Origin of the sequence: Thiothrix eikelboomii, assembly GCF_900167255.1 — a bacterium.
GTDB classification, from domain to species: Bacteria; Pseudomonadota; Gammaproteobacteria; order Thiotrichales; family Thiotrichaceae; genus Thiolinea; species Thiolinea eikelboomii.
The window spans coordinates 99,062-125,907 of the sequence record NZ_FUYB01000005.1; the positions used below are offsets into that span (position 1 = coordinate 99,062).

Genomic DNA, 26,846 nt, shown 5'->3' on the forward strand with positions numbered 1-26,846 from the left:
TGGCGTACTGCGGTTTAGACTTGTCGCTACGCAGTTGCGCCGGGGAGGTTGCCCAGAGGCAGGGCTACCTCAGTGACACAGCCGTAAAAAAAGACTGGAGGCTTGTGTTCCGTGGGTAAAATCCCTGCTGGCAGGCGTATTTGGGCTAAGCGAGGTGGTCGATAGCGGCAAACTGCGCTTCATCGTCATTGATGGCTCGACCGTGCAAGAACCGGGAGCCACTGCCACGACTTACCGCCTGCATATCGCCATTGATTTGATCAATCTCAGCCTGCATCAAGTGGAAGTCACCACCGATAAAGAAGGCGAAAACCTCGACCATTACACGCTGGCAGCGGGTGATGTGGTGCTGATTGACCTGGGTTATAACCAACCCAAAACGCTTGTCCCTTTCATCGACCGGGGCGGTGATGTGGTATTACGCTACAACGCCCACAGCATGAACCTGTATGAAGATGGCGAAGGAGATGATGCCGGACATCTGGTCAAAATCGACTGGTACACGCGCTTACGCAAGCTGGGTAAACGCCCCAGTGGTGTGCCGGTTTGGTTATGTCATGGCAACAAACGCATTCAGGGCTACCTTCACGCGATCCCTTTGCCGGGAAATGGCGTTGAGCCGTGTTTAATCAAGGAGATAGGGGCTTAAGTTGGCGTATATGATGATTCACCCTCCCATGAGCCAAATAAGTCGAAATAGTTTTCAGGCCATGTTGATCCAACATCTTTTTGAATCAGCAGAGCTAGATACTTTGATACTGACAAATGGGCTTGAGTCGCTTTGTGTTGAAGCTGATCAGCCAGTTCATCTGGGATATAACAATGAAGCTGTGGCATATATTCCTACAAATGTATGTGCTATATGTGAAGCATGACAGGCTAGATAGGAAATAGCTCGGTCGGTTTTCTGGGTTAGTCCCGCAACTGCTCCAATAAAAACACCTTGGTAACGTCTGCAGTTTGGCGGATATGTGCTTCCACTTCACGGCAGGCGGTATCGACATCCCGAGCGAGGGCGGCATCATAAATCCGCTGGTGTTCGCGGCGGACATCGCGTTGCCCTAAGTTAGCGACTAAGGAAATATTCCGATAGCGTTTATGTTGGTCATAAAGAATATGATAAAAATGCAGTAGCCATTTGGAGGTACAGGCTGAAATTAAGGCCCAATGAAAATCGTGATTGCGTTGCTCCCATACTTCTAAATTAGCGAATAAATCCAATTCTTCAATTTTGCTCAACTGATAATAGGTCGCAACCACTCGTGATTCCCAGTCATCCTTGCCATGTTGCAAGCTATTGCGCAGAGCTTTTAACTCTAAAGTGACACGCAACTCAGTGACATCATCCAAATCTTCGGGTGAAATCGGGGAGACACGAAAACCACGTTGGCCCTCAGTAATCACGAAACCGTCTGAACTTAAACGGCTCAAAGCCTCCCGCAGTGGAGTTGCACCGACACCGTATTCAGTCCTTAAATGTTCGATTTTGAGTTTGCTTTTGGGCGCAAGTTTGCCACTGATAATATCGGCACGGAGCTGTCCATACACATAATCGGTTAAAGTTTTCGGGGTGGAGTCAACAGGCTGCAGGCTGGTCATAAAAAGTGGTAGGGTCATCAAAAATAATGGCGCGATTATAACAATAAGCTAGCTGACTATGACAGCTAGCCGCTGTTTTATCCCTTGAAGGGCTTAGGTTAAGCCGCCCTAGACATTTTAGCCTAGGGCTAGAGACCGCTGTTGAGTCCTATGATTTAGCTTTTGTTAAATTGATTCGCCCAACGCTCAGCAATTTTCGCCGCTGCCTCTCGACCACCTAAACCAAAAGCCAAGGCAACCGCTACGGCCACTGCACCTAGGGTGAAACCAAAAGCCATATTCACAATATTATCGGCCAAACCCATCGCCCGTAAGCCCATCGCTAAGACTAAGCCGAGGATGGCTATGCGGGCGATATTTGCTAAATTGCCACTGCCGTATTCTTGAAGCTTATTATAAGCCAAGCTGCTGAGTAGATAGCCCACAATCAGAATGACACTGCCCACTAAAATACCGGCCCCAAATTCTAAAACACGGGCAAAGATCATCGAAACGAGGTCAATACCCAAGGTATTCACTGCCGCAGTGGCAGCGGTCAACATGGCGAAGAATAGGATCACGCTGCCGATTAATTGAGTTGGGGTTCGAGTTTCATTGAAATAGCCGGTGATACCTAGTTTTTGTGGTAAGTCATTCACATTCAGGCCATTTAAAATATCGGTCAACAGCGAGACTGCAAACTTAGCCACAAAATAAGTGACGACTAAAATCAAAGTCGCTCCAATCACATTAGGAATCGCGGCCCAGAGTTTATTGAGCATATCGGAGGCAGGTACGGTGATTGACGGGACATTTAACACCCCTAAAGCAGTCACAAAAATGGGTAGCAGAACGGCTGCAAAGACAAAAGCCGCCCCTAGTTTAGACACTCGTAGTTTGGAGTTGCCAGTACGCTCTAACAGATGGCGATCAACTTTATTCAGCGCAATTCCCGTGAGCTCAGCCAACATTTTGGCGATCACCCAGCCTGCATAAGCAATAATACCTGCCCCGATCATATTTGGAATCGCGGCTAAGAATTCATTGACCAAGTTTTTAAGTGGGGCGAGTACATCAGTAAGGCCAAAGTGCTGGAGTACAATCATCAGCACGAAAATCGTTAAAATGGCTTTAACCAAGGAAGCGAGTGGTTTCGCGAGGTTTGAGCGATTTAAAAAACCAATTTTGTCTAACAGGCGCTTGAGAAAACCAGAGACAATAGCCACCGCAATAAGCCCTAGAACCAAAATCAACAAGCCAATCAGTGCATGACCTAGCTTACCAGAGCTAAGTGGAGTCATGTATTGAGAGAGGGTAGTTGAGAGGTTTTCCATCGTGATTACTCCTTATAGTGATAGTGGTATGAGTGAGTCGTTGCAAGCTCGGTTATTGGATAACAGAAACTTCAATCCGCTGACTCTTTTTAGAGATAGCTGAGGTTGGATCGGGAGAAGTGGGCTTACCCATGCCCATAATGGTAATACGTCTACGCTCTATGCCTGCCTTCACCAGTTCTACACCCACCGCATTGGCTCGCATTAACGACAGTTCAGCGCTGTTTTCAGAGTTAGGACGGGTTTCATCGGTATAGCTAGTGATAAGAATATTGGCTTGTGGGTATTGCGCAAGTAAGGCGGCTAACAGCAGAACATTGGCCTCTGATGCTTGAGTGAGCTGCGAGGTTTGAGGTTCAAAGGCAATGCCATCCAAAGTAACCGGGGTTTCTAGCGTGTTTGAACTCAGATAGCTTTGTAATTCAGCTTCAGGGCTACCGGAGGCTAACTCGAGTTTATTCGGTGTTGCCGCCGCTACGGGTAATGGCTCAGCCTCTGCCACAGGACCTGGTGGTGGTAAGGGCTGGCTGGTTGTTGGGTCAGCGATTGCAGTTGCAGTTGTAGTTGTAGTTGTTGCAGCAGGGGGCGTTGTAGCAGTGGGAGCGACAATAGGGCTTGGTGTTGCAGGTTGAGCAGCTGCAGCAGTCAGGGCTGCCTTAATTGGGGTTGCTGCAGGAGTGGTTGTCTGGGGCAATGGGGTTTCAGTCGTGGTCGTAGGCGTACTGGCAGTGGTACTCGTAGTTGTGCTGGGATTACTTGCTAGGCTATTGCGTTGAATGAAGCCTGTGGTGGATGCTTGCTCAGTGAGTAAGGGGCTGGGTGTATCTGCATCCCAAGGATTCAAATACCAATATAACAACCCAAAGAACAGTAAAACTAGCCCAGCAATAATGCCTTCTTGGGTTGAGGTCAGCTCTTTATTTTTCTCGGTACTTGCTACCATAGTCATCTTCCATTGAATTAGCTTGGGGTTATGCATGCCAAACACACGCGCTCAACACCAGCTTAGGTTGTTGATTGAAAGTCTGAGGGGAGATTTACGACGCCCATGTTTGAGTGTAGATGGAAATTTTTAAGTTTGTGGTTTAGTTGGTTGATTTTTCAAAAAAATTAAGCAATTCATTGAAATTGGTTTTTAATCTTTTTAAAAAATATCGACAAAAATATTGAATATCGACAAAATTCTTGTATGCTAAATCTATTCAGATCGGAGGATGGTAGGTATGCAAGAAATCAAGCATTTCATCAACGGTGAGTTTGTTGGCTCTCAATCCGGCAAAACCTTCGCTAATCTCAATCCCGCGACTAATCAACACATCGGTACGGTTCATGAAGGAGGGCAAATTGAGGTTGAGCAAGCCGTCGCTGCTGCCCGTGCTGCACTCAAAGGTCCTTGGGGAACAATGCCTTTAGCGGAGCGCATGGCGATTTTGCATAAAGTTGCTGATGGGATTAATGCCCGCTTTGACGAGTTTTTAGAGGCAGAGTGTTTAGATACGGGCAAGCCAAAGTCCTTGGCTGCGCATATCGACATTCCACGTGGGGCGGCGAATTTCAAGGTATTCGCGGATTTATTCAAAAATGTCCCCACTGAAAGTTTTATGCTCGATACCCCTGATGGTAAGGGGGCTTTAAATTATGCGGTGCGTAAGCCTAAAGGCGTAATCGCAGTGATTAGCCCGTGGAATCTGCCTTTATTGCTGATGACTTGGAAAGTAGGCCCTGCTTTAGCCTGTGGGAACACCGTGGTGGTGAAACCTTCAGAGGAAACACCGCGCACGACAACACTATTGGGCGAAGTGATGAATGCAGCGGGTGTACCTAAGGGTGTGTACAACGTAGTACATGGTTTTGGTCCGAATTCAGCGGGTGAGTTCTTAACCACACATCCTGATGTCGATGGTATTACCTTTACCGGCGAAACTCGCACAGGTGCGGCCATTATCAAAGCCAGCTCTGCGCATATTCGGCATGTGTCGTTTGAGCTAGGTGGCAAGAATCCGGGGATAGTGTTCGCCGATTGTGATCTGGATAAAGCGATTGAGGGTACGATGCGTTCGGTATTTGCCAACTGTGGGCAAGTTTGCTTAGGCACTGAGCGTGTGTATGTCGAGCGCCCAATTTTTGATGAATTCGTCAAGCGCTTAAAAGCAGGGGCGGAGGCTTTGCAAATGGGGGCTTGGGATGATGCTTGTACCTCAATGGGGCCATTGATTAGCCAAGAGCATAAACAAAAAGTACTGTCCTACTACCAAAAAGCCGTCGAAGAGGGCGCAACCGTCATTACCGGGGGCGGTGTTCCCATGATGTCGGGGGCTTTAGCCGAGGGAGCTTGGGTTCAGCCGACTATTTGGATTGGTTTACCAGAAACTGCCTCGGTGGTTCAAGAGGAAATCTTTGGTCCTTGCTGTCATGTGCAACCCTTTGATAGCGAAGAACAAGTGATCGAATGGGCAAACGCTACTCGATACGGTTTAGCCGCTGCGGTTTGGACTGAAAATAGTTCGCGGGCGCATCGAGTTGCGGGGCAGTTAGATGCAGGGATTGTCTGGGTGAATTCGTGGTTCTTGCGTGATTTACGCACACCCTTTGGTGGCATGAAGCACTCTGGAATTGGTCGTGAAGGCGGCGTGCATTCCCTAGAGTTCTACACCGAGCTAAAAAATGTCTGCGTGAAGTTATAAGGGGACAGTATGTTAAGTACAGCACAAATTCAAAGCTATGCTGAAGAGCTTTATCAAGCTTTGCGCCAACGTGAAATGGTAGAGCCACTCAGCAACCGCACACCAGACATGACGGTAGAGGATGCATATGCAGTGTCTTCTGGCTTATTAGAGCGACGGATGCAGCGTGATGGTGAGACAGTGATTGGTAAAAAGATTGGTGTGACCAGCAAAGCGGTGATGACTATGCTGGGTGTGCATCAACCGGATTTTGGTTATCTGACCGATGCGATGGTCGTGGATGAAAGTGAATCCTTGTCACTGAGCACAAAAATGATTCAGCCAAAGGCCGAAGGTGAAATTGCTTTTGTCCTCAAGCAGGATCTGATTGGGCCGGGGGTGACTGCTACCGATGTATTGCGTGCGACGGATTTTGTCGTGCCTTGCTTTGAGATTGTCGATTCGCGGATTAAAGACTGGCAGATCAAGATTCAAGATACCGTCTCTGACAATGCCTCTTGTGGGTATTTCCTGCTTGGCTCACAAGCGGCTGATCCGCGTCAGTTGGATTTATCCACCGTAGGGATGGTGGTGGAGTTGAATGGGCAGGTGATTTCCACCGGGGCAGGGGCAGCCGCCTTAGGTTCATCACCAGTGAGTTGTGTAGTGTGGTTGGCCAATACCTTGGGCAAATTCGGCGTGCCTTTAAAAGCAGGTGAAGTGATTTTGTCAGGTTCGCTCGTCCCCCTACAAACCGTCAAGCCCGGTGATTATATGAGTGTCAGTATTGGCGGGATAGGTCGTACTGCAGTACGGTTTGATTGAGGAGAGAGAACATGGCAAAAATCCGTTGTGCCTTAATTGGCCCTGGCAATATCGGCACTGATTTATTATATAAACTTAAGCGCAGTGAGCTGCTTGAACCCGTGTGGATGGTGGGGATTGACCCTAGTTCAGAGGGCTTAGCTCGGGCGCGGGATCTGGGTTTGAAAACAACGGCTGCAGGTATTGATGGCCTGCTTCCGCAGATTGAAGCTGATCATATCCAGATTGCTTTCGATGCCACCTCGGCCTATGCCCATGCAGAGACTTCCCGCAAACTGATAGAAAAGGGAGTGAAGGTGATTGACCTAACACCCGCTGCCATTGGTCCCTTCTGTGTTCCACCCGTCAATTTGCTGGATCATCTTGATAAAGGCGAGGAGAACGTGAACATGGTGACTTGCGGTGGGCAAGCAACCATTCCAATGGTGTTTGCGGTTAGTCGTGTACAACCCGTGCGCTATGGGGAAATTGTGGCCACGGTATCATCTAAATCCGCAGGTCCGGGTACTCGTAAAAATATTGATGAATTCACCCAAACCACCTCCGGTGCGATTGAGAAAATCGGCGGTGCAAAACAAGGTAAAGCCATTATTATCCTTAACCCAGCTGAGCCGCCTTTAATGATGCGCGATACCATCCACTGCATCACTGAAACGCAGCCGCAGCAAGACGCGATTATTGAATCAGTCAAAGCAATGGAAAAAGAGGTGCAGCAATATGTTCCCGGTTATCGTGTGAAGGAAGGCCCGGTCTTTGATGGTAATCGGGTGAGTGTCTTCGTAGAAGTCCGTGGGCGTGGTGACTATCTCCCTGAATATGCAGGCAATCTCGATATTATGACCGCTGCCGCCGCTCGGACGGCGGAAATGTTTGCTGAACAGTTGCTCAAGGCAGCAGGAGGCCGCGCATGAATCCCAATCTGAAAGGTAAAAAAATCCGCCTGCACGATATGTCATTGCGCGATGGTATGCACTCCATCCAGCATCAATTTAGCGTACAACACATGCAGGATTTATCCCAAGCCCTAGATCGCGCCAAAGTATCCCTGATTGAGGTCACGCATGGTGATGGCTTGAATGGCTCATCGGTCAACTATGGCTTTGGCCTGCATACTGACCGTGAGTATTTAGAGGCAGTGATTCCTCACCTCAAACATGCTCAAGTCTCGATTCTCATGCTACCCGGGATTGCTACCATTGAAGATTTAAAAATGGTGGAAGACTTAGGCGTAAAAACCGTGCGGGTTGCCACCCACTGCACGGAAGCGGATGTTTCTGAACAGCATATCAAATACGCATCGCAGCGTGGTTTTGACACGGTGGGCTTTTTAATGATGAGCCATAAAGCCAGTGTCGCTACCATTCTCGAGCAAGCTAAACTCATGTACGGCTATGGCGCGAACTGCCTCTATATGACCGATTCGGCAGGTCACATGCTACCTGAGGAAGTGAAAGAAAAAATCGGCATATTGCGTGATTACTTCCCGGCTGAAGTCGAAATTGGTTTCCACGGCCACCACAACCTCGCACTCGGGGTGAGTAACTCTTTAGCCGCCGTTGAAGCGGGTGCAACCCGCATTGATGGCTCAGTGGCTGGCTTTGGGGCGGGGGCGGGCAATACCCCTCTCGAAGTGTTTGCTGCTGTCTGTGATCGGTATGGCGTGGAAACGGGGGTGAATATTAGCGCCCTCATGGATGCGGCGGAAGATGTCGCCGTGCCTATTATGGGTGAGCAATTGCCTCGGATTAACCGCAACTCACTGACTATCGGTTATGCAGGGGTTTATTCCTCCTTCCTGCTTCATGCTAAACGTGCGGAGCAAAAGTATGGCGTACCCTCCCGCGAAATCCTGTTAGAACTCGGGCGACGCGGCGCGATTGGTGGGCAAGAAGATATGATTGAAGATGTGGCATTAGAAATGCTACGTGCTCAGCAATGAGAGGACTATATAGATGGCAGTTTTAAGCAAAACCACAATCGCACACTTGGCAGAGCACCTCGAAAATGCCGAGTTGCAAGCCTTTGATGTCACCAAAATTACCGATGATTATCCTGACATGGACTGGGAAGATGCCTACGACATCCAGTATGAAATTCGTCGGCGTAAAGAAGCACGCGGTCATCAAACCATTGGCTTAAAAATGGGCTTAACCTCCTATGCAAAAATGAAGCAGATGGGGGTAGACGTTCCGGTCTATGCATTCTTAAGCGATTACTTCAGTGTGCCCGATGGCGGTGAGATCAATATGGCCGCTTTGATTCATCCGAAAGTCGAAGCCGAAATTGCCATTATTACCAATCAACCCCTGCACGGCCCGGGCTGCACCGTGGCACAGGTACTCGCAGCAACCGAAGCAGTTGTGCCTGCGGTGGAAGTCATTGACTCACGCTACCGTGATTTCAAATTCGACCTCAAAAGCGTGGTGGCAGACAATGCTTCCTCAGCGCGCTTTGTCACGGGCGGCAAGCTCAAACGTGCTGATCAAGTCGATATGAAAACCCTCGGCGTGGTGATGGAGATCAATGGCAGGGTGGTCGCAACCGGTGCGGGTGCTGCGGTATTAGGTCATCCTGCGGCGAGTGTGGCAATGCTAGCCAATATGCTGGCAGAACGCGGTGAGCATATTCCTGCCGGAACTTTCATTATGACGGGTGGGATTACCGCCGCCGTGGAAGTGAAGGCCGGTGATAGCGTGCGCGTGCGTTATCAGGACTTGGGTGAAGTGAGTATTCGTTTTGTCTAGAGGCAAAAGGAGGGTGTTATGCCATTGATTCAAGCAACTATTTTGCAAGGCCGCACGCCAGAGCAAAAGGCCGCATTTTTTCAGGACGTGACGGCTGCAGCGGTGAAAAACTTAAATGTGAAGCCTGAGCAAGTGAGGGTGGTGATTAACGAGGTAGCCCCCGAGCATTGGTGTATTGGTGGGGTGAGTAAAGCTGAACTGGATAAGCGTGCAGCGGAGAAAAGCTAAGCTGCTGTCACAAGAGGAGAGACAGACTGCATGAGCCGACACTCGAAAAAGCCCATTTATCCGGCGGATCAAGACTTAAAGTCGATGATTCGCTTTGAAGGTGAAACAGGTAGTATTTGGCTAGGGCAGCAGCGTATGATTCTGTTGCATGCTTCGGCTTTCGGTTCGATGCGCAGTGAGTTAATCGAATCATTTGGCGAAGACTATGCACGCGGTGTCTTGCTGCGAATGGGGTATACCGCTGCCCAATCTGATGCGCAACTTGCCCGCAAAATCCGAAGCTCAGCGGATCTAATCTCAATGTTTCTGGTCGGGCCACAACTCCATGCTTTAGAAGGTGTGGTGAGCGTTGAGCCAGTGAAGCTCGAAATGGATTTAGATACCGGGCATTTCTATGGTGAGTTCACTTGGCGAAATTCATTTGAGGCCGCTGAGCATTTGCGGCTGTATGGTTTAGCCACTCAACCGGTTTGCTGGAATTTACTCGGTTATGCAACGGGCTATACCAGTACTTTCATGGGGCGACCGATTTATTTCAAGGAAGTCGAGTGTGTCGGTTGTGGGGATAAGCAATGCCGAATTGTCGGTAAGCCCTTGGCTGAGTGGGAGAATGCTCAAGAATTAAAAGCGCTCTATTCACTGGAGTCGATGGCAGCAAAATTATCCTCTTTAGAGGAAGAAGTTCGCTTTTTACGCAAAGAAATCACCTCCCGCGCTCGCCCTGAGCACATTATTGCTGAATCCGCACCGATTAAAGAAATCATGTACCTCCTCGGTAAAGCCGCCGCGACCGATGTCACCGTGTTAATGCTCGGTGAAACGGGAGTAGGGAAGGAAATCTTTTCGCAAGCGCTGCACCAATTGGGTAAGCGTTGTGATGGGCCATTTATTGCGGTGAATTGTGCTGCCTTGCCCCGTGATTTGGTGGAGTCTGAGTTATTTGGGGTGGAAAAGGGAGGTTATACGGGGGCTGATAAATCGCGTCCTGGACGTTTTGAGCGAGCAGATGGTGGCAGTTTATTTTTAGATGAATTGGGCGAACTCAATGAGCGGGCGCAAGCCAAATTATTACGTGCCATTCAAACGGGTGAGTTTGAACGAGTGGGTGGTACAGAAAAAATTAAAGTGGATGTACGCCTGATTGCTGCGACCAATGCCAATCTTCAAGAGCGCGTCAAACAAGGCTCATTTCGGGCTGATCTTTATTATCGCTTAAATGTATTTCCGATTGCGATTCCACCTTTACGGGAGCGTTTAGCCGATTTACCGGGGTTGATTCGTAAATTTATTGAGCGCTATAACGCAAAATACGGTAAGCAGGTGCAGGGTATTTCTGATCAGAGCTTGCGCCGTTTCATGGCCTATCAATGGCCGGGCAATATCCGCGAGCTAGAAAATATTATTGAACGTGGGGTGATCCTAACCGAAAGTGAGACTCGGATTGAATCAACGCATATTTGCTTAGGGATGCCTGACCCCGATGATGAATTTATGGTGATCGGACAGAATGGTTTGCTAGAAAAAGGTACAAGCTCTGTATGGGTCGATCAAGTTCTAGATAATATGCATGCGAGCTGTTTAGGGTTTGAGCAGTTAGAGCAGCAGATTCTAGAGCAGGCTCTTAAGCGAGCACAAGGCAATGTACTCGAAACGGCTCGAATTTTAGGGATTAGTGGGCCGCAATGTCGTTATCGGTTAAAGAAGTGCGGGTTGATTTAGAGCGCTCCTTGCGGGGTTTGCACCACGAGAGTGATTGATTTTTTGTAAAAAATGCTGCATAGCACATAGAAATAGTGCAGACTCTGCTCAGTACTAGCAAGGAGAAGTCAGTGATGTCGGAAAATGCCCAGAATGAAGTGAATACCTTAGGGTTTGCTGCTGCCAAAGAGCTAAGAGATAACTTCAAGCAAGTTGAAGAGATTATGGCGGGCTTTGCCAAATCTTATGAAAATATGAAGCTTGACCCTTTCAATTTGACTCAAGCTTATGGCGATTGGTTGAAAGCAGTCAGCGCTGATCCACAAGCCTTCATGCAAAAGAATATGGAATACTGGCAAAAATCCCTCGAGCTAAGCCAACAAGCGATGATGGCTTTAATGGGGCAAAAGCCTGAGCCTGTGGTGATTCCGGCCAAGGGTGATCGTCGTTTTAGTCATGAGGATTGGTCAGAAAAGCCGATCTTTGATGTGATCAAGCAATCTTATTTACTGACTTCACAGTGGATGCGGACGTTAGTGTCTGACGTAGAGGGTTTAGATGAGCATACCTCTGAGCGGGTGAAATTTTTCACTGAGCGCTTCATGGATGCGATGTCACCGACGAATTTTGCGCTGACGAATCCGGCAGTATTAGAGAAGATCAAAGAAACCAAAGGCGCAAACTTGGTGCATGGTCTGAAAAATATGCTGGAAGACTTGGAGACAGGTAAAGGCGAATTACGCATTCGCATGACCGATACTAAAGCCTTTGAGTTAGGTAAAAACGTTGCAGTCACGCCCGGCAAAGTTATTTTCCAAAATCGGATGTTCCAACTGATTCAGTATACGCCAAGTACTGAAAAAGTCTTAAAACGCCCCTTATTGGTTGTCCCACCGTGGATCAATAAGTTCTATATCATGGATTTGCAACCCAAAAACTCCTTGCTGAAGTGGTTAGTGGATCAAGGTCATACCGTATTTGTGATCTCTTGGGTGAATCCTGATGAGACTTATGCTGATACAGGCTTCGATTCCTACATTAAAGAAGGTGTACTAACGGCGATTGATGCGATTCAATACGAGACAGGTGAATCTGAAATCAATGCGATTGGTTATTGCATCGGCGGCACGTTGCTGACTTCAACTTTGGCCTATATGAAAGCTAAAGGTGATGAGCGTATTAAAAGTGCGACCTTCTTCACCACCATGATCAATTTCTCCGAGCCGGGTGAGTTGGGTCTCTTCATTGATGACACGCAAGTCTCGGGTCTTGAATCTACGATGGAAAAGACCGGCTATTTAGATGGTAGCCAAATGGCAGGCGCATTTAACTTATTACGTGCCAATGATCTGATTTGGTCGTTCTATGTTAATAACTATTTGTTAGGCAATGATCCACGTCCTTTCGATTTGTTGTATTGGAATGGTGATTCCACGCGGATGCCTGCCAAAATGCATAGCTGGTATTTGCGTAATCTCTATTTGCAAAATGATTTGTGCAAACCACAAGCCTTGAGCGTGGATGGTGTGCCTTTAGATGTCACTGCTATTGATGTGCCTGCTTGCTTTGTGTCTGCGGTTGAGGATCATATTGCGCCGTGGAAATCGACCTATATGGGTGCGCGCCTGTTCTCAGGACCCACTCGCTTTATCTTAGGTGGTTCAGGGCATATTGCGGGTATTATCAATCCACCAGCGGCTAAGAAATACGGCTATCGTGTTAGCGATACTCTAGTTGAGAATGCCGAAGAATGGATGGCGGCTACCCCAGTTTCTGAAGGCTCTTGGTGGCCAGAATGGGACAAATGGGTGCGTGCTCTAAACCCTGCTGAAGTAGCTGCTCGCAAACCGGGCGCTAAATTAACTGCTCTTGAAGATGCCCCAGGTACTTATGTCAAAGTCAAATTAGGTGAGCCAGTGCCTAAATTACCAGCGACAGTCTTACCTAAGCTGGAAGCAGCGGTGACGCCTGTGATTGAAGCTCAAGCTAAGCCTGCGCCAGCAGCAGAAGCCTCTACGCCGACTGAAGCTACACAAGTGGCTTCAAATCCAGAGGCTGAAAAGCAGGAAAAACCTAAAGCTGACAAGCCGAAAGCGGTTAAAGCAGCAACCAAGGCAACTCCAGTCGCTCCAGCGGTGGCTCAGCCTGAAGTAAAAGCTGAATCCGCTCAACTTGAACCTGCTAAAGCTTCACCTGTTGAACCTATTGCTGCTACTCAAGCGAGTGAAACGAGTGCTAAGCCAGTGCCAGCAGAAGAGAAAAAGCCAGCGGCTAAAAAGGTGAGTAAGAAAACGCCACCTCAAGCTTAGACTTGCTTCAACCTGCGTAAACTAACTTAAACTCAATGAGTTTATTCTTTCGATTAGAGTAGAAATTCTACTCTAATCGCCTAAAGAACCTCCTAGTCGTTCTTCAACTTGAATTTCTATAAATTAGACGCATACTATGATCGTATGGGCTATAACTGCCTATAGCGCTGTGTAAAATTTAACAGTGCCTCATAAATACGATCACAAAAATTTTGGAGACAAGTCTGTGAGTGAAAATATTGTATCTCTGTCAGATGCTTCGTTTGAGCAGGATGTGCTGAAGTCAACACTGCCTGTTTTAGTTGATTATTGGGCAGAGTGGTGCGGACCCTGCAAGATGATTGCGCCTTTATTAGAAGAGATTGCTACCGAATACCAAGGTCGCTTGGTGGTTGCTAAATTGGATATTGATAAAAACCAAGCCACTCCACCTAAATATGGTATTCGTGGTATTCCCACTTTGATGTTGTTTAAAGGTGGTGCGGTTGAGGCTACGAAAGTCGGTGCGATGTCTAAGTCGCAATTAGCTGCTTTTATCGACCAAAATATCTAAACTGACGATTTAGACGAGTGCGATTGTAAAAACTCACAGTCGCCTCTTAAATTTCCTCGCTTTTCGCTGGACTAAGTGTTAACTCCATGCTAATTTTAGGTGTAGTGAATCCACATCTGGGTTCATTTCTTTGAAGCCTCGATCGTATTTGTTCCTGAGTTAAAACTCCTGAAAAAGCTACTGCTTAATCATTAAATCGAGTCATCTTGGTGCATGCAAGTCGAGGGCATTGCTTCCATCAATTTAATCTTCCGCTGGTGAATTAACCTTCATATGAACCTATCTGAATTAAAGAAAAAACCAACTGCTGAACTGTATGAGCAAGCGCTCGCGATGGGGGTTGAAAGTATCTCCCGTGTTCGCAAGCAAGATATTATTTTCGCCATGCTCAAAACCCACGCGCAAAGCGGGGAAGATATCTACGGCGATGGGGTGCTAGAAATCCTACAAGATGGTTTCGGCTTCCTCCGCTCTCAAGATTCTAGCTATGTGGCAGGGGCTGATGATATTTATGTATCACCGAGCCAGATTCGTCGCTTCGGTCTGCGGACAGGCGATACCATTACGGGTAAGATTCGTCCACCGAAGGATAATGAGCGCTATTTCGCTCTCCTGAAAGTCGATACCATTAACTACGAATCGCCTGAGCAAGCTCGTAATAAAATCCTATTTGAAAACCTCACGCCTTTACATCCTGATTCACGGATGCGTATGGAGCGGGGTAATGGGAGTCGTGAAGATATTACCGCACGGGTGATTGACCTAGTAGCGCCTTTTGGTAAGGGGCAGCGTGGTTTGATTATCGCACCGCCTAAAGGCGGTAAAACCTTGATGTTGCAAAATATTGCCCAAAGTATTTCTTCAAATTATCCCGAATGCTATCTGATTGTAATGCTGGTCGATGAGCGCCCTGAAGAGGTGACAGAAATGTCGCGGATGGTGCAGGGTGAGGTCGTCTCTTCAACCTTCGATGAGCCAGCCACCCGTCATGTGCAATTAGCTGAGATGGTTATCGAGAAAGCCAAGCGGTTAGTTGAGCATAAGCGCGATGTGGTCATTTTATTGGATTCCATTACTCGTTTAGCCCGTGCTTATAATACCGTCGTACCTTCTTCCGGCAAAGTATTAACCGGTGGGGTGGATGCGAGTGCTCTGCATCGGCCTAAGCGTTTCTTTGGGGCTGCGCGGAATATTGAAGAAGGCGGTAGTTTAACGATTATTGCGACGGCTTTGATTGATACAGGCTCAAAAATGGATGATGTCATCTATGAAGAGTTTAAAGGCACGGGCAATATGGAAATTCATTTGGATCGCCGGATCGCAGAAAAACGAGTCTTTCCAGCGATTAATATTAATCGTTCGGGTACACGCCGTGAGGAGTTATTGACGAATCCTGAAGAGTTACAATCTTTGTGGATCTTGCGTAAATTCCTGCACAGCATGGATGAGTTGGACGCGATGGAATTGCTGTTTGACCGACTCTCAAAAACCAAAACTAATAATGAGTTTTTTGATGTAATGAAGCGCGGTTAAGGCTTTAAACACAGGCAGTAGTCGTTAAATTAAACGGCTACTGCTTCAAGTTTAAGACCTGCCTGATTTAAATAGGCTTTCAGCTTGCGTTGATCAATCACTAAGTCGAGTAAATACTCGCCTTCCTCGCCAATACTTTCCGTTTGAATCGCTTTATCCGCATAGAGTTGAGCGCGCAAACGCCCGTGGCTTGGTAATAAACGCAGTTTGCCTCGAAAAGTTTGTTGGGCAAAATAAGCGCCTAAATAGTCGAGTAATTGCTCCAAGCCCTGTTTTGTTTGTGCAGATACCCAAGCCGTGGTGGCATGTAAGCCATTACCTTCTTGAATACCCGCAGCATGTTCAGTGAGGTCAATTTTATTCATGATTTCAATTTGTGGCACTGTTTCAGCGCCAATTTCTTCAATCACTTGATTGACTTGATCGCGGTATAAATCACGTTGCTCATCATGGCTATCAATGACATGGAGTAATAAGTCAGCTTCTGCCGTTTCTTGCAGGGTGGAACGAAAGGCTGCAACCAAGTCATGAGGCAAATGACGAATAAAACCCACCGTATCCACAAGAATGATTTCTTGCTGATTGGGTAGGTTAATGCTGCGCAACGTGGGGTCTAAGGTGGCAAATAACTGATCCGCTGCATACACATCCGCTTGAGTTAAAGCATTAAATAAAGTGGATTTGCCTGCATTGGTATAACCGACTAAAGAGACGGTAGGAATCTCTGCTTTTTTGCGGGATTGCCGACCTTGTTCACGTTGATTTTGAACTTTCTCAAGCTTTTTATTAATTTGCTTGATTCTAACCGCTAACAAGCGGCGGTCAGTTTCTAATTGCGTTTCACCAGGGCCACGTAAGCCAATGCCACCTTTTTGACGTTCAAGGTGAGTCCACCCACGCACGAGACGGGTGGACATATGTTTTAGCTGCGCAAGCTCAACCTGTAGCTTACCGTCATGGCTACGGGCGCGCTGGGCAAAAATATCAAGAATCAAGCCAGTGCGATCTATAACGCGACACTCAAATAAGCGTTCTAAATTGCGCTCTTGTGCAGGGCTTAATGAGTGATCAAAAACCACTAAGTCGGCTTGTAAATTGCGGACATAATCACGAATTTCTTCGGCTTTACCTTGGCCTATAAAATAGCGTGAATCAGGTCGCTGTCTAGAACCAGTGACCAGATGCACGATCTGGGCACCGGCTGAACGAACCAGCTCTTTGAACTCTTGTTCATCGTGCGGGATGTCGTCAGTCTTAAAATTTATCTGAACAAGGACAGCATTCTCGCCTGCGGTTGGGCGTTCAAATAATTCCAAGATAAAACTTATTCGGCAGCTAAATTAAGTTTAATAGGACATGCCGGAACAATCGTCGAGATAGCGTGCTTATAAACTAATTGGCTAACGGTATTACCCAATAAAACAACAAATTGGTCAAAAGATTCAACATGCCCTTGCAGTTTAATGCCATTCACCAAATAAATAGAGACGGGAATCCGTTCCTTTCTCAGAGCGTTGAGGAAGGGTTCTTGTAAAGTGTGCCCTTTCGACATTGGGTTTCTCCTAAAAAAATATACTTTGGGTTTGTGGTTGTTTGTGGTCTGGTATTCACTCAGACCCGTCGATTCTTTGACCGACAGGCTAGCCTACCAGCTTCACACATTTGTAAAAACACCAGTTTATCGGACATCTCCGTTTATCCGCCAATAAACGTCGAAATGTTCATGATGACCGATGAAAGGTGGTAGTTCTCGGCGTTATAAAGGCTCAAACCCTGATCTGAGCGGAGCCACGTCATCTGACGCTTCGCAAGCTGCCTCGTTGCCACGATAGCACGATTACGCATCAGATTATAGTCTATTTTTCCATCTAAATAATCCCAAACCTGCCGATAACCGACAGCGCGAATTGCAGGTAAGCTCGGATTTAAATCAGGGCGTGCATACAGCTGTTCAACTTCTTTAATCAAGCCTAGCTCTAGCATAGCATCAAAACGCTGTTCGAGGCGATTATGTAGCCATGCACGATTTTCAGGAATTAAAGCAAGTTTTAATAGCTGATAAGGGCAAGCTTCAAAACGTAGTTTACGCTGTAATCCGGTTAAATTCTCTCCAGTGAGTTCATATACCTCTAAGGCGCGTTGTAAACGCTGGGGGTCATTGGGGTGAATCCGCTGTGCCGCTTCTGGATCAATACGCTGTAAGCGCTCATGTAAGGCCTGCCAACCTAGCTCAGTCGCCTCAGCAATTAAGCGGGCGCGGATTATAGGGTCGGCTGAAGGTAGCTCAGAAAGACCTTGCTCGAGGGCGCGAAAATACAGCATCGTGCCGCCGACTAATAAGGGGATGCGTCCTTTGGCGGTCACTGCAGCCATTTCGCGCAAAGCATCTTCACGAAACTCAGCCGCAGAATAAGCTTGGGCGGGATCAAGAAAATCAATTAAGCGATGCGGTGCTTGTTTTAAGGTGTCGGCATCGGGTTTGGCTGTGCCAATATCCATCGTTTTATACACAAGTGCAGAATCCACACTAATAATCTCAACGGGTAATTGCTGGCGAATAGCCACCGCTAAATCGGTTTTACCCGTTCCTGTTGGCCCCATTAAAAAAATAGCTTTAGGTGGTTGCTGCATTTATTGTCCGCGCATAAATAGTTTATCAATTTGCTCCATGCTCATTTGCAACCACGTAGGGCGGCCATGATTGCATTGCCCGCTACGTTCAGTGCGTTCCATGTCGCGTAATAAAGCATTCATTTCAGGCAAGGTCAGGCGGCGATTTGCACGTACTGAGCCGTGGCAGGCCATCGTGCCTAAGATTTCATTCATCGCATTTTGAATACGCTGGCTGCTGCCATGCGTCATTAAATCGGCGAGGACATCACGTACCAAGCTTTCGGTATCAGAATCCTTGAGCAGGCTGGGTACAGCGCGAATCACGATTTTTTCTAAGCCCATGCGGCTGAGTTCAAAGCCGAGCGCTTGAAAAATAGAGGCTTGTGCTTCGGCTTGATCTGCTTCACGGCGACTCACATGAACTGCTTGTGGCACGAGTAGGGGCTGCGAGCGGATAGAATCCGACTGCATATTGATTTTTAATTGCTCATAGGTGATCCGCTCATGGGCAGCATGCATATCAACTAGCACTAGGCCTTGGGCATTTTGTGCAAGAATATAAACACCATGCAGTTGTGCAAGCGCATAGCCTAAAGGCGGAAAGTCAGCAACTGCTGAGCTGGTTTCAGCCTCAGTAGAACTCGGTTTTAGGGCTGCTGTTTGCCCATAGAGTTGTGCATAAACAGGCAAACTTTCACGGACTGGTAAACCTAACCGAGGCTGTTGATAGTGATAATGGTTAGGAAAGGCCGCTTGGTTCGGCTGGGTATTAGACAACGGCTCGGTTGCGATTGAGAGCGTGGTCTGGGTATCAAACAGATCAGGCCTTGCCAGTGGTTGCACATAAGTGGGGAAATGTGCTGGGCTAGCCGTTTCGGCACTCGGGCGGAGTTCAGCTAGGAGTTGATGTAGGGTGTGAAAAATAAAATCGTGAATTAAACGGCCTTCACGAAAACGCACTTCATGTTTAGTGGGGTGTGCGTTCACATCCACGAGCTGGGGTTCTATTTCTAAATACAGCACAAAGGCGGGGTGGCGACCCTGATAGAGCACATCTTGATAAGCTTGGCGCACAGCATGAGCAATTAGGCGATCACGGACTGCCCGCTGATTCACATAAAAATATTGTAGATCTGCTTGTGAGCGTGAAAAAGTGGGCAAAGCAACCCAACCCCAGAGGCGTAGACCCGAGGCTTCATGTTCCAAATATTGACTTTGTTGAACAAAAGGCTCACCACAAATTTCGGCTAAACGGCGTTCTGAGGCCACACGGTTAGAGGCACTATTTAGCTGCAGCAAGGTTTTTTGGTTATGACGCAAATGAAAGCTAATATCAAAGCGACTGAGGGCTAATTTACGGACTGCTTCCTCAATATGGCTCAATTCGGTTTTTTCCGTTTTGAGAAACTTACGTCGAGCCGGTACATTGAAGAATAAATCATAGACTTCCACCGTTGTACCCGTCGCATGTGCAGCAGGTTCAGGGCTAGGATTGGCTGAGTTAGCCACTAAGCTCCAACCTTGCTCAGCCTCTTGATAGCAAGAACTCAGGGTTAAGCGTGCCACGGAGGCAATACTAGGCAAGGCTTCACCTCGAAAGCCGAGGCTACGCACCTGCTCTAAATCTTCAAGGCTACTGATTTTGCTAGTGGCATGGCGACTCAGTGCTAAGCTGAGTTCATCTTTAGGGATGCCACAGCCATTATCCCGAATCCGAATCCGTTTGATGCCCCCTTGTTCTAAGTCAATATCAATGCGTGAAGCACCAGCATCCACGGCATTTTCTAGTAATTCTTTGACGACAGAAGCCGGCCGCTCGACCACCTCACCGGCGGCGATTTGATTGATGAGATGGTCTGGCAGCGGGCGGATAGGCATTAGATCGGTGCTGCCTTCACCGCAACTGGCAACGCAGGTTGTTCAGCTTCGCTTGAAGACTGCCCTGCCACAGTAGGCGTTGTATTCATAGCATCTGGCAATAAATCTTTAGAGCGGTCAGTGCTAATGCCGTAGCGGGCGAGGATAGAGGGCTGCTTAGTGGCTGCCTCAGTACGATCAATTACCACTTGATAGCCATCATCCGTTTCTAGAACCACAAATTGGGTATTTGCCGCTTGCATCTTTTCATAGAAGGTTTTGAAATCAGGGATGGCTTCACCATTGACTTTGTGGATAATCAAATTGTTATCATGATGATAGTCTTTGTTAATATCAGCGGGTAATACTTGGGTCATTAGAATCACTTCCTTGCGATCCTCACTCGGGGCTTCCTGTGCGAGTGCGGCTAATGCAGAAGGAACAGGATCCATGCTACCTAAAATATCATGGTTCAAAGGCATAAATACAAAGCCACCATAAATATAATAGGTCGGTTGCTTATCAAACTGATTCGGTTTGACCAGTAAAAACTCTTTGCCCGGCCGATCCAGTTTTAAGGTAATGTCCATTGGCTTGTCATCCCGAATGATGCTGAGCTTCATTTCATCCCCTAACTGATGCAAATCAATCCAATGAGTGTAGTTAAGATACTCGCCGTGGCGAAATTCTACTGTGCCATTGTTTTGAATCGGATGCCCATCAATCTGAGTGATGATGTCGCCCACTTTCATAATGCCGTCGGCGGGTGAGTTGGGATAAATTTTGTGAGCTAAGACCCCGGTCTGGTCTTCATCCACACTGTATTTGCGGCGCATGGCGGGATTTTCCATTGATTGGACTAAGAACCCGGGGAAACCAAAGCCTTCGGTTTTGCCATCTTCCACATCTTTTAAGAAATGTTGAATGATCGGGGTGGGAATCATATAGCCAATATTTTCCGTGAAAAAGCCGGATTGCATGACAACCCCGACCACTTTGCCATTAGAAATAACCGGGCCACCGCTATTTCCGAAGTTAATCGCTGCATCAATTTGTACGGCAATCAGATTTTCGTCGGTATGTGCGTAGTTTTGTTTTTCAATCCGTGAGACAACCCCACGAGTAATACTGAGGGTTGTACCTCCAATAGGAAAGCCATACACTTCAACTTCCTGTTGAGTTTGTGGTAAATCACCCAATTCTAAAGGTTGTACATCCTTGAAGGTCGTTGCTTCCTTAGTACGCAGTAAGGCTAAATCCGCTTCGTGAGAGATGTAGACGACTTCGGCTTCATAGCGTTTTGTTTCGCCATGTCGTTGTACTTCAAGGAAGGTAGAGTCAGCGGCGACATGTGCATTGGTCAGAATCAAGCCCCCTTTGATAATTAAACCAGAGCCTGAGCCTTTTTGCGTATTTGAGTTCCAAGGCGAGAGTGCATTATAACTGTGTTTGACCACATAGACATGCACTACAGCGTCTTTGATTACATCGCGTCCTTCAGCGGCGAGTGTTGTTGGCGTGAGCGGTTTGGTGGCTACTGCCTCGGTAGGTACAGGCGGGTTGGTTTCAGCCACCTCAGTTTTTTTAGGACTCACCACTGTCGGTGTAGGTTCGCCGACTTTTTCTGCTAATACTTGAGTGGAAACGCTAAGCCCGATTGTGAAAAGCATTAAGCTCAAGGTGTTTGTTATGTAGTTCATTAAATTAATTCCTGAGAGTATTTCTACCAAAGAGTCTAGATCTCTTGGTAAGGTGTTGTAATTCTAAGTAAAGTTAGCTGCCCATTGCCGATGGAGTATTTTGCATGGAAACAGCCCGCCATGCATTAAGCCTATCGGTTTTTATCTGAAAACTTGGTATTCTTCGCCGATTATGCGCACAGAGTCAACAACATCAATAGGATTGCACGATGACGGATTATAAGCATACGCTCAACCTGCCAACCACCGAGTTCCCAATGCGCGGCGATTTGGCTAAGCGTGAGCCAGAGATGCTAAAGCACTGGGAGCAAGCAGGCCTATACCAAAAACTGCGCCAGAAAGCGCTCGGTAGACCTAAGTTTATTTTGCATGATGGCCCACCTTATGCCAATGGCGCGATTCATTTAGGCCATGCTGTCAATAAAATCCTTAAAGATATTATTGTTAAAAGCCGCACGATGGCAGGATTTGATGCGCCGTATGTGCCGGGTTGGGATTGCCACGGCTTACCTATCGAGAAAAAAGTCGAAGATCAGATTGGGCGTGTGGGCGTGAAAGTTGATGCTGCTGAATTTCGCAAAGCGTGCCGCCAATTTGCCACCGAGCAGATTAAAATTCAGCGCCGTGATTTTAAGCGCTTAGGGGTGCTAGGTGATTGGGATAACCCCTATCTGACCATGAATTTTCATACCGAAGCAGGCATAGTGCGGGCTTTGGGTAAAATTGCCCTCAGCGGACATATGTATAAAGGTGCTAAGCCGGTGCATTGGTGTACCGATTGTGGCTCGGCCTTGGCAGAAGCGGAAGTTGAATACGAAGACAAGCAATCCTATTCGATTGATGTGCGTTTCCGAGTTGTCGATGAAGCGGCCTTATTAGCTAAGCTGCCCACTGCTCAGGGTGCAGGTGGCGTGAGTGTCATCATCTGGACCACGACACCTTGGACCTTGCCTTCTAATGAAGCGGTTGCCTTAAATGCTGACTTAGATTATGTGGTCGTACAAGCCGGTAATGAGCGCGTGATCGTGGCAGAAGGTTTACTCGCTGAGGTCATGAAGCGTGCTGGTATTGAAGCTTATACGGTACTCGCCACTACTAAAGGTGCTGAGTTAGAAGGCTGGTTATTGCACCATCCGTTTTTGGCTAAGCAAGTTCCGATTATTTTAGGCGAGCACGTCACGCTAGAGGCGGGTACCGGGGCCGTACACACCGCGCCTGCTCATGGTCAAGAAGACTTTGTGGTCGGGCAGCGCTATGGTTTACCCGTGGGGAATCCCTTATTAGATGATGGTAGCTTCCAGCCGAGTATTCAGTATTTTGCGGGTGAGTCGGTTCACAAGGTTAATCCCCATGTGATTGAGATTTTAAAAGAACACGGCGCTTTACTCGCTTCTAGCAAATTCAAACACAGTTATCCGCATTGTTGGCGGCATAAAACCCCATTGATTTTCCGTGCGACTCCCCAATGGTTTGTGAGTATGGATAACTTGGGTTTGCGTGACCAAACTTTAAAGTCGATTCAAAAAGTGCAATGGGTACCCGATTGGGGGCAAGCACGAATTGAAGGCATGATTGCCAATCGCCCAGATTGGTGTATTTCGCGGCAACGCACTTGGGGTGTGCCGATTGCACTGTTTATTCATAAAGAAACGGGCGAGTTGCATCCGAATACTGAAGCTTTGATTGAGGAAGTCGCACAGCGTATCGAACAAGGCGGGATTGATGCTTGGTTTGCGCTCGATAAAGCTGAAGTCCTAGGTGCTGAGGCCGATCAATACACTAAAGTACCGGATACTTTAGATGTTTGGTTTGATTCTGGGACTACGCACTTCTCGGTCTTAGAAACCCGTGCCGATTTACGTTTCCCCGCTGATATGTATTTGGAAGGCTCAGATCAGCATCGGGGGTGGTTTCATTCGTCGATCTTAACCTCGGTGGCGATGCATGATTTTGCGCCCTATAAAGCTGTATTGACCCACGGCTTTACAGTGGATGCGAAAGGCGAAAAAATGTCTAAGTCGAAAGGCAATGGCATTGAGCCACAAGATATTATGAATAAGCTGGGTGCCGATATTTTACGCTTGTGGATCGCTTCAGCCGATTACAGCCGCGAAATGACGCTATCGGATGAAATCCTCAAGCGTAATACCGAAGCCTATCGGCGCATTCGGAATACGGCGCGTTTTTTATTGGCGAATTTAGGTGATTTTGATCCTGCGAACGATATTGTCGCGCCGCAGGCTATGCTGGCCTTGGATCGTTGGGCGGTGGATCAGGCGTATCAGTCTCAGCAGCGGATTATTGCTGCCTATGATCGTTATCAGTTCCATTTGGTATCCCAGGAAATTCAACGTTTTTGTGCAGTAGAAATGAGTAGCTTGTTCCTGCACATCACCAAAGATCGCCAATATACCATGCAGGCGAATAGCCTTGGACGGCGTTCGGCACAAACTGCGGCTTGGCATATTTTGCGAGCCATGTTGCGTTGGATGTACCCAATCTTAAGTTTTACGGCGGAAGAAATTTTGAAGTATTTGCCGGGGGAAAGCGAAGAGTATGTGGTGTTCATGCAATGGTATGAGGGGCTATTCCCTTTGGAGGCACATGAAACCGTCACGGCTAGGGATTGGGAGCATATTTTTGCTGCCCGTGAAGCGGTAAGTAAGCAACTCGAAAATCTGCGTATTAATGGTAAAATTGGCTCTAGTTTAGAAGCTGAAGTCGACTTATATGACTCAGGAAACAGTGAGCAAGCCAAGGCTTTGGCGAAGCTGGGTGATGAACTAAAATTTGTCTTTATTACCTCTGCAGCACGTTTGCATCACGGTTTAGCCCCCGCCGAGGCGGAGAGTTTGATGGATACCTTGCAAGCGGTAGTGAGTGTTTCTGCGTCCAGCAAATGTGTGCGCTGTTGGCATCATACCCCTGAGGTTGGAGCGGATTCGAACCATCCTGAGTTGTGTGGGCGTTGTATTGAAAATGTAGCAGGTGCAGGTGAGTGCCGTGAGTATGCGTAGTTTTCGATCTTTATCACGTATCGACGAGCAGCGTGGCATGCTCTCTTGGTTATGGATTGCAGCGGTAGTGGTCGCCATTGACCAATTAACTAAGTGGATGGCAGAAGCCAATCTAGAGTTCGGTATACCCTATTCAGTCTTCCCGCATCTTAATTTTACCCTAGCGTATAATTATGGTGCTGCCTTTAGTTTCCTCGGTGGCCAAGGTGGCTGGCAGCGTTGGTTTTTTGCCGGTTTAGCGATTGTAGTGGTGATTTTTATCATTAACTGGTTACGCAAGCTTTCTAAAGGACGAAACTGGACGGCACTAGGCTTAGTTTTAGTGCTCGGTGGGGCTGTTGGTAATCTGATTGATCGGCTACTATATGGCAAAGTAATTGATTTTATTGACATCTATTTTGACATCCCGTTTGTAATGGAAAATTATCGTTTTGCGACTTTTAATGTCGCCGATATAGCCATTACCTTAGGGGCAGCCATTTTAGTATTCATGAGTTTGTTTGCATCGGATCGAATGGAGTAGGGCGTCACTCTATCCTCTAAGTTTTTGACTAGACGACTGGTTTATTTTAAAGTTAAATATTTTAAGCTTTAAGTATTTTATATATTGCTAGGAGAGAGCAATATATTATAGGTCGTGTCTGCTTGGTGGAGAGTCTAGTGCTTTTCACCAACTCAAGTGGAGGAGTCGAGTATGATTGAAGTTAGCGATGTATCGAAGCATTTTGGCGGCTTAAAAGCGGTTAATCATGCGACACTCACAATAGAAAAAGGCTCGATTACAGGCCTGATCGGCCCGAATGGGGCTGGCAAATCTACTTTATTTAATCTGATTGCGGGCTTATATCCGCCGACTTCGGGGCAAATCTTTCTGGATGGTGAAGAGGTGACCGGCCTTAAGCCACATGAACTCTTCCACAAAGGTCTGCTTCGAACCTTCCAAATTGCCCACGAGTTTTCCAGCATGAGTGTGCTTGAAAACCTCATGATGGTGCCTTCCGGTCAACTTGGTGAAAACTTGTGGAACACTTGGTTTCATCGTAAAAAAATCCGCGAGCAAGAAGAGCAAGTCCGCGAGCGTGCTGAGGATGTGATTCGCTTTTTAAAAATTTCGCATGTCATGCATGAAAAAGCCGGTAATCTTTCCGGCGGCCAGAAAAAGCTGATCGAACTAGGGCGCACGATGATGGTGGATGCACGCATTGTGTTGTTGGATGAAGTCGGGGCAGGGGTGAATCGGACGCTGTTAGGTGAGATTGGCGATGCGATTTTGCGCTTGAATCAAGAACGGGGTTATACCTTCTGCATGATTGAGCACGATATGGATTTTATCTCGCGGCTGTGCAATCCAGTCGTAGTTCTTGCTGAAGGTACGGTGCTCATGCAAGGGACTGCAGATCAAGTAAAAAATGATGAAAAAGTCATTGAAGCTTATTTAGGGCGTGGGCTGAAAAATAAGGGCTTGATGAAAACAGGGGAAGCAGCATGACTTATTTAGTGGGTGAAAATCTAACCGGTGGTTATGGAAGTGGCCCGAGTATTCTGAACGGTTGCAATATCAGCGTGGATAAAGGTGAGATTGCGGTGATTGTCGGCCCAAATGGGGCAGGTAAGTCGACTGCTATGAAGTCCTTTTTGGGTTTGCTGAATCTCAAGGAAGGCAAGGTCACTTTAGATGGCAAAGATATTACTCATTTAGCACCACAAGCTCGAATTGGTGAAGGCATTGCTTTTGTGCCGCAGACTGAAAATGTGTTTGTCAGTATGACCGTAGAAGAAAATTTAGAAATGGGTGCTTTTCTGCGTACTGATGACTATCAGGATACGATGGGGCAAATTTATGATTTATTTCCCATTTTAAAAGAAAAGCGCTATCAATTGGCGGGGCAATTATCAGGGGGGCAGCGTCAACAAGTGGCTGTCGGCCGTGCCATGATGACCAAACCCACGGTTTTGCTGCTGGATGAACCAACCGCTGGGGTTTCGCCGATTGTGATGGACGAATTATTTGATCGGATTTTGGAAGTGAAATCGACAGGTATGGCGGTGTTGATGGTTGAGCAAAATGCACGCCAAGCCTTAGAAATTGCTGATCGTGGTTATGTGCTGGTGATGGGCGAGAATAAGCACACTGGCTCAGGCCAAGCCCTCTTAGCTGATCCTATCGTTCGCAAATCCTTCCTAGGAGGTTAAC

Annotated in this window: 23 protein-coding genes; 15 read left to right on the top strand and 8 right to left on the bottom strand. The window is 47.4% G+C overall.

Annotated elements, in window-relative coordinates; genetic code table 11:
- The first annotated feature begins 154 nt into the window (after nucleotides 1-154).
- Nucleotides 155-649: a transposase gene (locus B5D50_RS20480; protein WP_200807051.1), complete on the top strand. Its 495-nt coding sequence runs from the start codon at nucleotides 155-157 to the stop codon at nucleotides 647-649.
- 263 nt (nucleotides 650-912) lie between these two features.
- Here B5D50_RS20480 and B5D50_RS07600 read toward each other — a convergent pair whose 3' ends face one another.
- From B5D50_RS07600 to B5D50_RS07610, 3 genes are all read right to left on the bottom strand, one after another.
- Nucleotides 913-1,617, bottom strand: a complete 705-nt coding sequence (locus B5D50_RS07600) for a GntR family transcriptional regulator (protein ID WP_234975831.1) — start codon at nucleotides 1,615-1,617, stop codon at nucleotides 913-915.
- 137 nt (nucleotides 1,618-1,754) lie between these two features.
- On the bottom strand, nucleotides 1,755-2,912 hold the full coding sequence (locus B5D50_RS07605; RefSeq protein WP_078921993.1) for a mechanosensitive ion channel: 1,158 nt from the start codon (nucleotides 2,910-2,912) through the stop codon (nucleotides 1,755-1,757).
- A gap of 52 nt (nucleotides 2,913-2,964) precedes the next feature.
- Complete coding sequence (locus tag B5D50_RS07610; RefSeq protein ID WP_159448596.1) at nucleotides 2,965-3,855, bottom strand: OmpA family protein; 891 nt, start codon at nucleotides 3,853-3,855, stop codon at nucleotides 2,965-2,967.
- 280 nt (nucleotides 3,856-4,135) lie between these two features.
- Here B5D50_RS07610 and B5D50_RS07615 point away from each other — a divergent pair, with 280 nt between their 5' ends.
- The 10 genes from B5D50_RS07615 (at nucleotide 4,136) to rho (ending at nucleotide 15,465) form a co-directional block, all read left to right on the top strand.
- Nucleotides 4,136-5,596, top strand: coding sequence for a 2-hydroxymuconic semialdehyde dehydrogenase (locus B5D50_RS07615; RefSeq protein WP_078921995.1), 1,461 nt, complete (start codon nucleotides 4,136-4,138; stop codon nucleotides 5,594-5,596).
- A gap of 9 nt (nucleotides 5,597-5,605) precedes the next feature.
- On the top strand, nucleotides 5,606-6,400 hold the full coding sequence (locus tag B5D50_RS07620) for a fumarylacetoacetate hydrolase family protein (RefSeq protein ID WP_078921996.1): 795 nt from the start codon (nucleotides 5,606-5,608) through the stop codon (nucleotides 6,398-6,400).
- Between the two features lie 11 nt (nucleotides 6,401-6,411).
- A complete protein-coding gene (locus tag B5D50_RS07625; protein WP_078921997.1) occupies nucleotides 6,412-7,311 on the top strand; it encodes an acetaldehyde dehydrogenase (acetylating) in 900 nt (299 codons plus the stop codon).
- Nucleotides 7,308-8,339, top strand: a complete 1,032-nt coding sequence (gene dmpG / locus B5D50_RS07630) for a 4-hydroxy-2-oxovalerate aldolase (RefSeq protein ID WP_078921998.1) — start codon at nucleotides 7,308-7,310, stop codon at nucleotides 8,337-8,339. The genes B5D50_RS07625 and dmpG overlap by 4 nt, the downstream gene beginning before the upstream one ends.
- Before the next feature lie 13 nt (nucleotides 8,340-8,352).
- Nucleotides 8,353-9,144 carry a 2-oxo-3-hexenedioate decarboxylase gene (dmpH, locus tag B5D50_RS07635; RefSeq protein ID WP_078921999.1) on the top strand — a complete coding sequence of 264 codons (792 nt, stop codon included), beginning with the start codon at nucleotides 8,353-8,355 and terminating at the stop codon, nucleotides 9,142-9,144.
- Between the two features lie 18 nt (nucleotides 9,145-9,162).
- The gene (locus B5D50_RS07640; RefSeq protein ID WP_078922000.1) at nucleotides 9,163-9,372 is read left to right on the top strand and encodes a 2-hydroxymuconate tautomerase; all 210 of its coding nucleotides are present in this window, start codon (nucleotides 9,163-9,165) and stop codon (nucleotides 9,370-9,372) included.
- A 30-nt stretch (nucleotides 9,373-9,402) separates the two neighbouring features.
- A complete protein-coding gene (locus B5D50_RS07645; RefSeq protein WP_078922001.1) occupies nucleotides 9,403-11,091 on the top strand; it encodes a sigma-54-dependent Fis family transcriptional regulator in 1,689 nt (562 codons plus the stop codon).
- A gap of 113 nt (nucleotides 11,092-11,204) precedes the next feature.
- Nucleotides 11,205-13,379, top strand: coding sequence for a PHA/PHB synthase family protein (gene phaC, locus B5D50_RS07650; RefSeq protein ID WP_078922002.1), 2,175 nt, complete (start codon nucleotides 11,205-11,207; stop codon nucleotides 13,377-13,379).
- A 226-nt stretch (nucleotides 13,380-13,605) separates the two neighbouring features.
- Complete coding sequence (gene trxA / locus B5D50_RS07655) at nucleotides 13,606-13,932, top strand: thioredoxin TrxA (protein ID WP_078922003.1); 327 nt, start codon at nucleotides 13,606-13,608, stop codon at nucleotides 13,930-13,932.
- A 273-nt stretch (nucleotides 13,933-14,205) separates the two neighbouring features.
- Nucleotides 14,206-15,465, top strand: a complete 1,260-nt coding sequence (gene rho / locus B5D50_RS07660; protein ID WP_078922004.1) for a transcription termination factor Rho — start codon at nucleotides 14,206-14,208, stop codon at nucleotides 15,463-15,465.
- A 29-nt stretch (nucleotides 15,466-15,494) separates the two neighbouring features.
- On the opposite strand, the gene hflX is transcribed toward rho, so the two are convergent.
- From hflX to B5D50_RS07685, 5 genes are all read right to left on the bottom strand, one after another.
- Nucleotides 15,495-16,781 carry a ribosome rescue GTPase HflX gene (gene hflX, locus B5D50_RS07665; protein ID WP_078922005.1) on the bottom strand — a complete coding sequence of 429 codons (1,287 nt, stop codon included), beginning with the start codon at nucleotides 16,779-16,781 and terminating at the stop codon, nucleotides 15,495-15,497.
- A gap of 8 nt (nucleotides 16,782-16,789) precedes the next feature.
- Nucleotides 16,790-17,017 carry an RNA chaperone Hfq gene (gene hfq / locus B5D50_RS07670; RefSeq protein ID WP_078922006.1) on the bottom strand — a complete coding sequence of 76 codons (228 nt, stop codon included), beginning with the start codon at nucleotides 17,015-17,017 and terminating at the stop codon, nucleotides 16,790-16,792.
- Nucleotides 17,018-17,160: 143 nt separating this feature from the next.
- Complete coding sequence (gene miaA, locus B5D50_RS07675) at nucleotides 17,161-18,096, bottom strand: tRNA (adenosine(37)-N6)-dimethylallyltransferase MiaA (protein ID WP_078922007.1); 936 nt, start codon at nucleotides 18,094-18,096, stop codon at nucleotides 17,161-17,163.
- Nucleotides 18,097-19,956 carry a DNA mismatch repair endonuclease MutL gene (gene mutL / locus B5D50_RS07680; protein ID WP_078922008.1) on the bottom strand — a complete coding sequence of 620 codons (1,860 nt, stop codon included), beginning with the start codon at nucleotides 19,954-19,956 and terminating at the stop codon, nucleotides 18,097-18,099. It abuts the gene before it with no gap.
- Nucleotides 19,956-21,635 carry a S1C family serine protease gene (locus B5D50_RS07685; protein ID WP_078922009.1) on the bottom strand — a complete coding sequence of 560 codons (1,680 nt, stop codon included), beginning with the start codon at nucleotides 21,633-21,635 and terminating at the stop codon, nucleotides 19,956-19,958. Before B5D50_RS07685 ends, mutL begins: the two co-directional genes overlap by 1 nt.
- A 209-nt stretch (nucleotides 21,636-21,844) precedes the next feature.
- Here B5D50_RS07685 and ileS point away from each other — a divergent pair, with 209 nt between their 5' ends.
- From ileS to B5D50_RS07705, 4 genes are all read left to right on the top strand, one after another.
- Nucleotides 21,845-24,652 carry an isoleucine--tRNA ligase gene (gene ileS / locus B5D50_RS07690; protein WP_078922010.1) on the top strand — a complete coding sequence of 936 codons (2,808 nt, stop codon included), beginning with the start codon at nucleotides 21,845-21,847 and terminating at the stop codon, nucleotides 24,650-24,652.
- Nucleotides 24,645-25,175, top strand: coding sequence for a signal peptidase II (gene lspA / locus B5D50_RS07695; RefSeq protein ID WP_200807052.1), 531 nt, complete (start codon nucleotides 24,645-24,647; stop codon nucleotides 25,173-25,175). Before ileS ends, lspA begins: the two co-directional genes overlap by 8 nt.
- Nucleotides 25,176-25,346: 171 nt before the next feature.
- Nucleotides 25,347-26,141, top strand: coding sequence for an ABC transporter ATP-binding protein (locus B5D50_RS07700; protein ID WP_078922011.1), 795 nt, complete (start codon nucleotides 25,347-25,349; stop codon nucleotides 26,139-26,141).
- Nucleotides 26,138-26,845, top strand: coding sequence for an ABC transporter ATP-binding protein (locus B5D50_RS07705; protein WP_078922012.1), 708 nt, complete (start codon nucleotides 26,138-26,140; stop codon nucleotides 26,843-26,845). Before B5D50_RS07700 ends, B5D50_RS07705 begins: the two co-directional genes overlap by 4 nt.
- Nucleotide 26,846 lies beyond the last annotated feature (1 nt).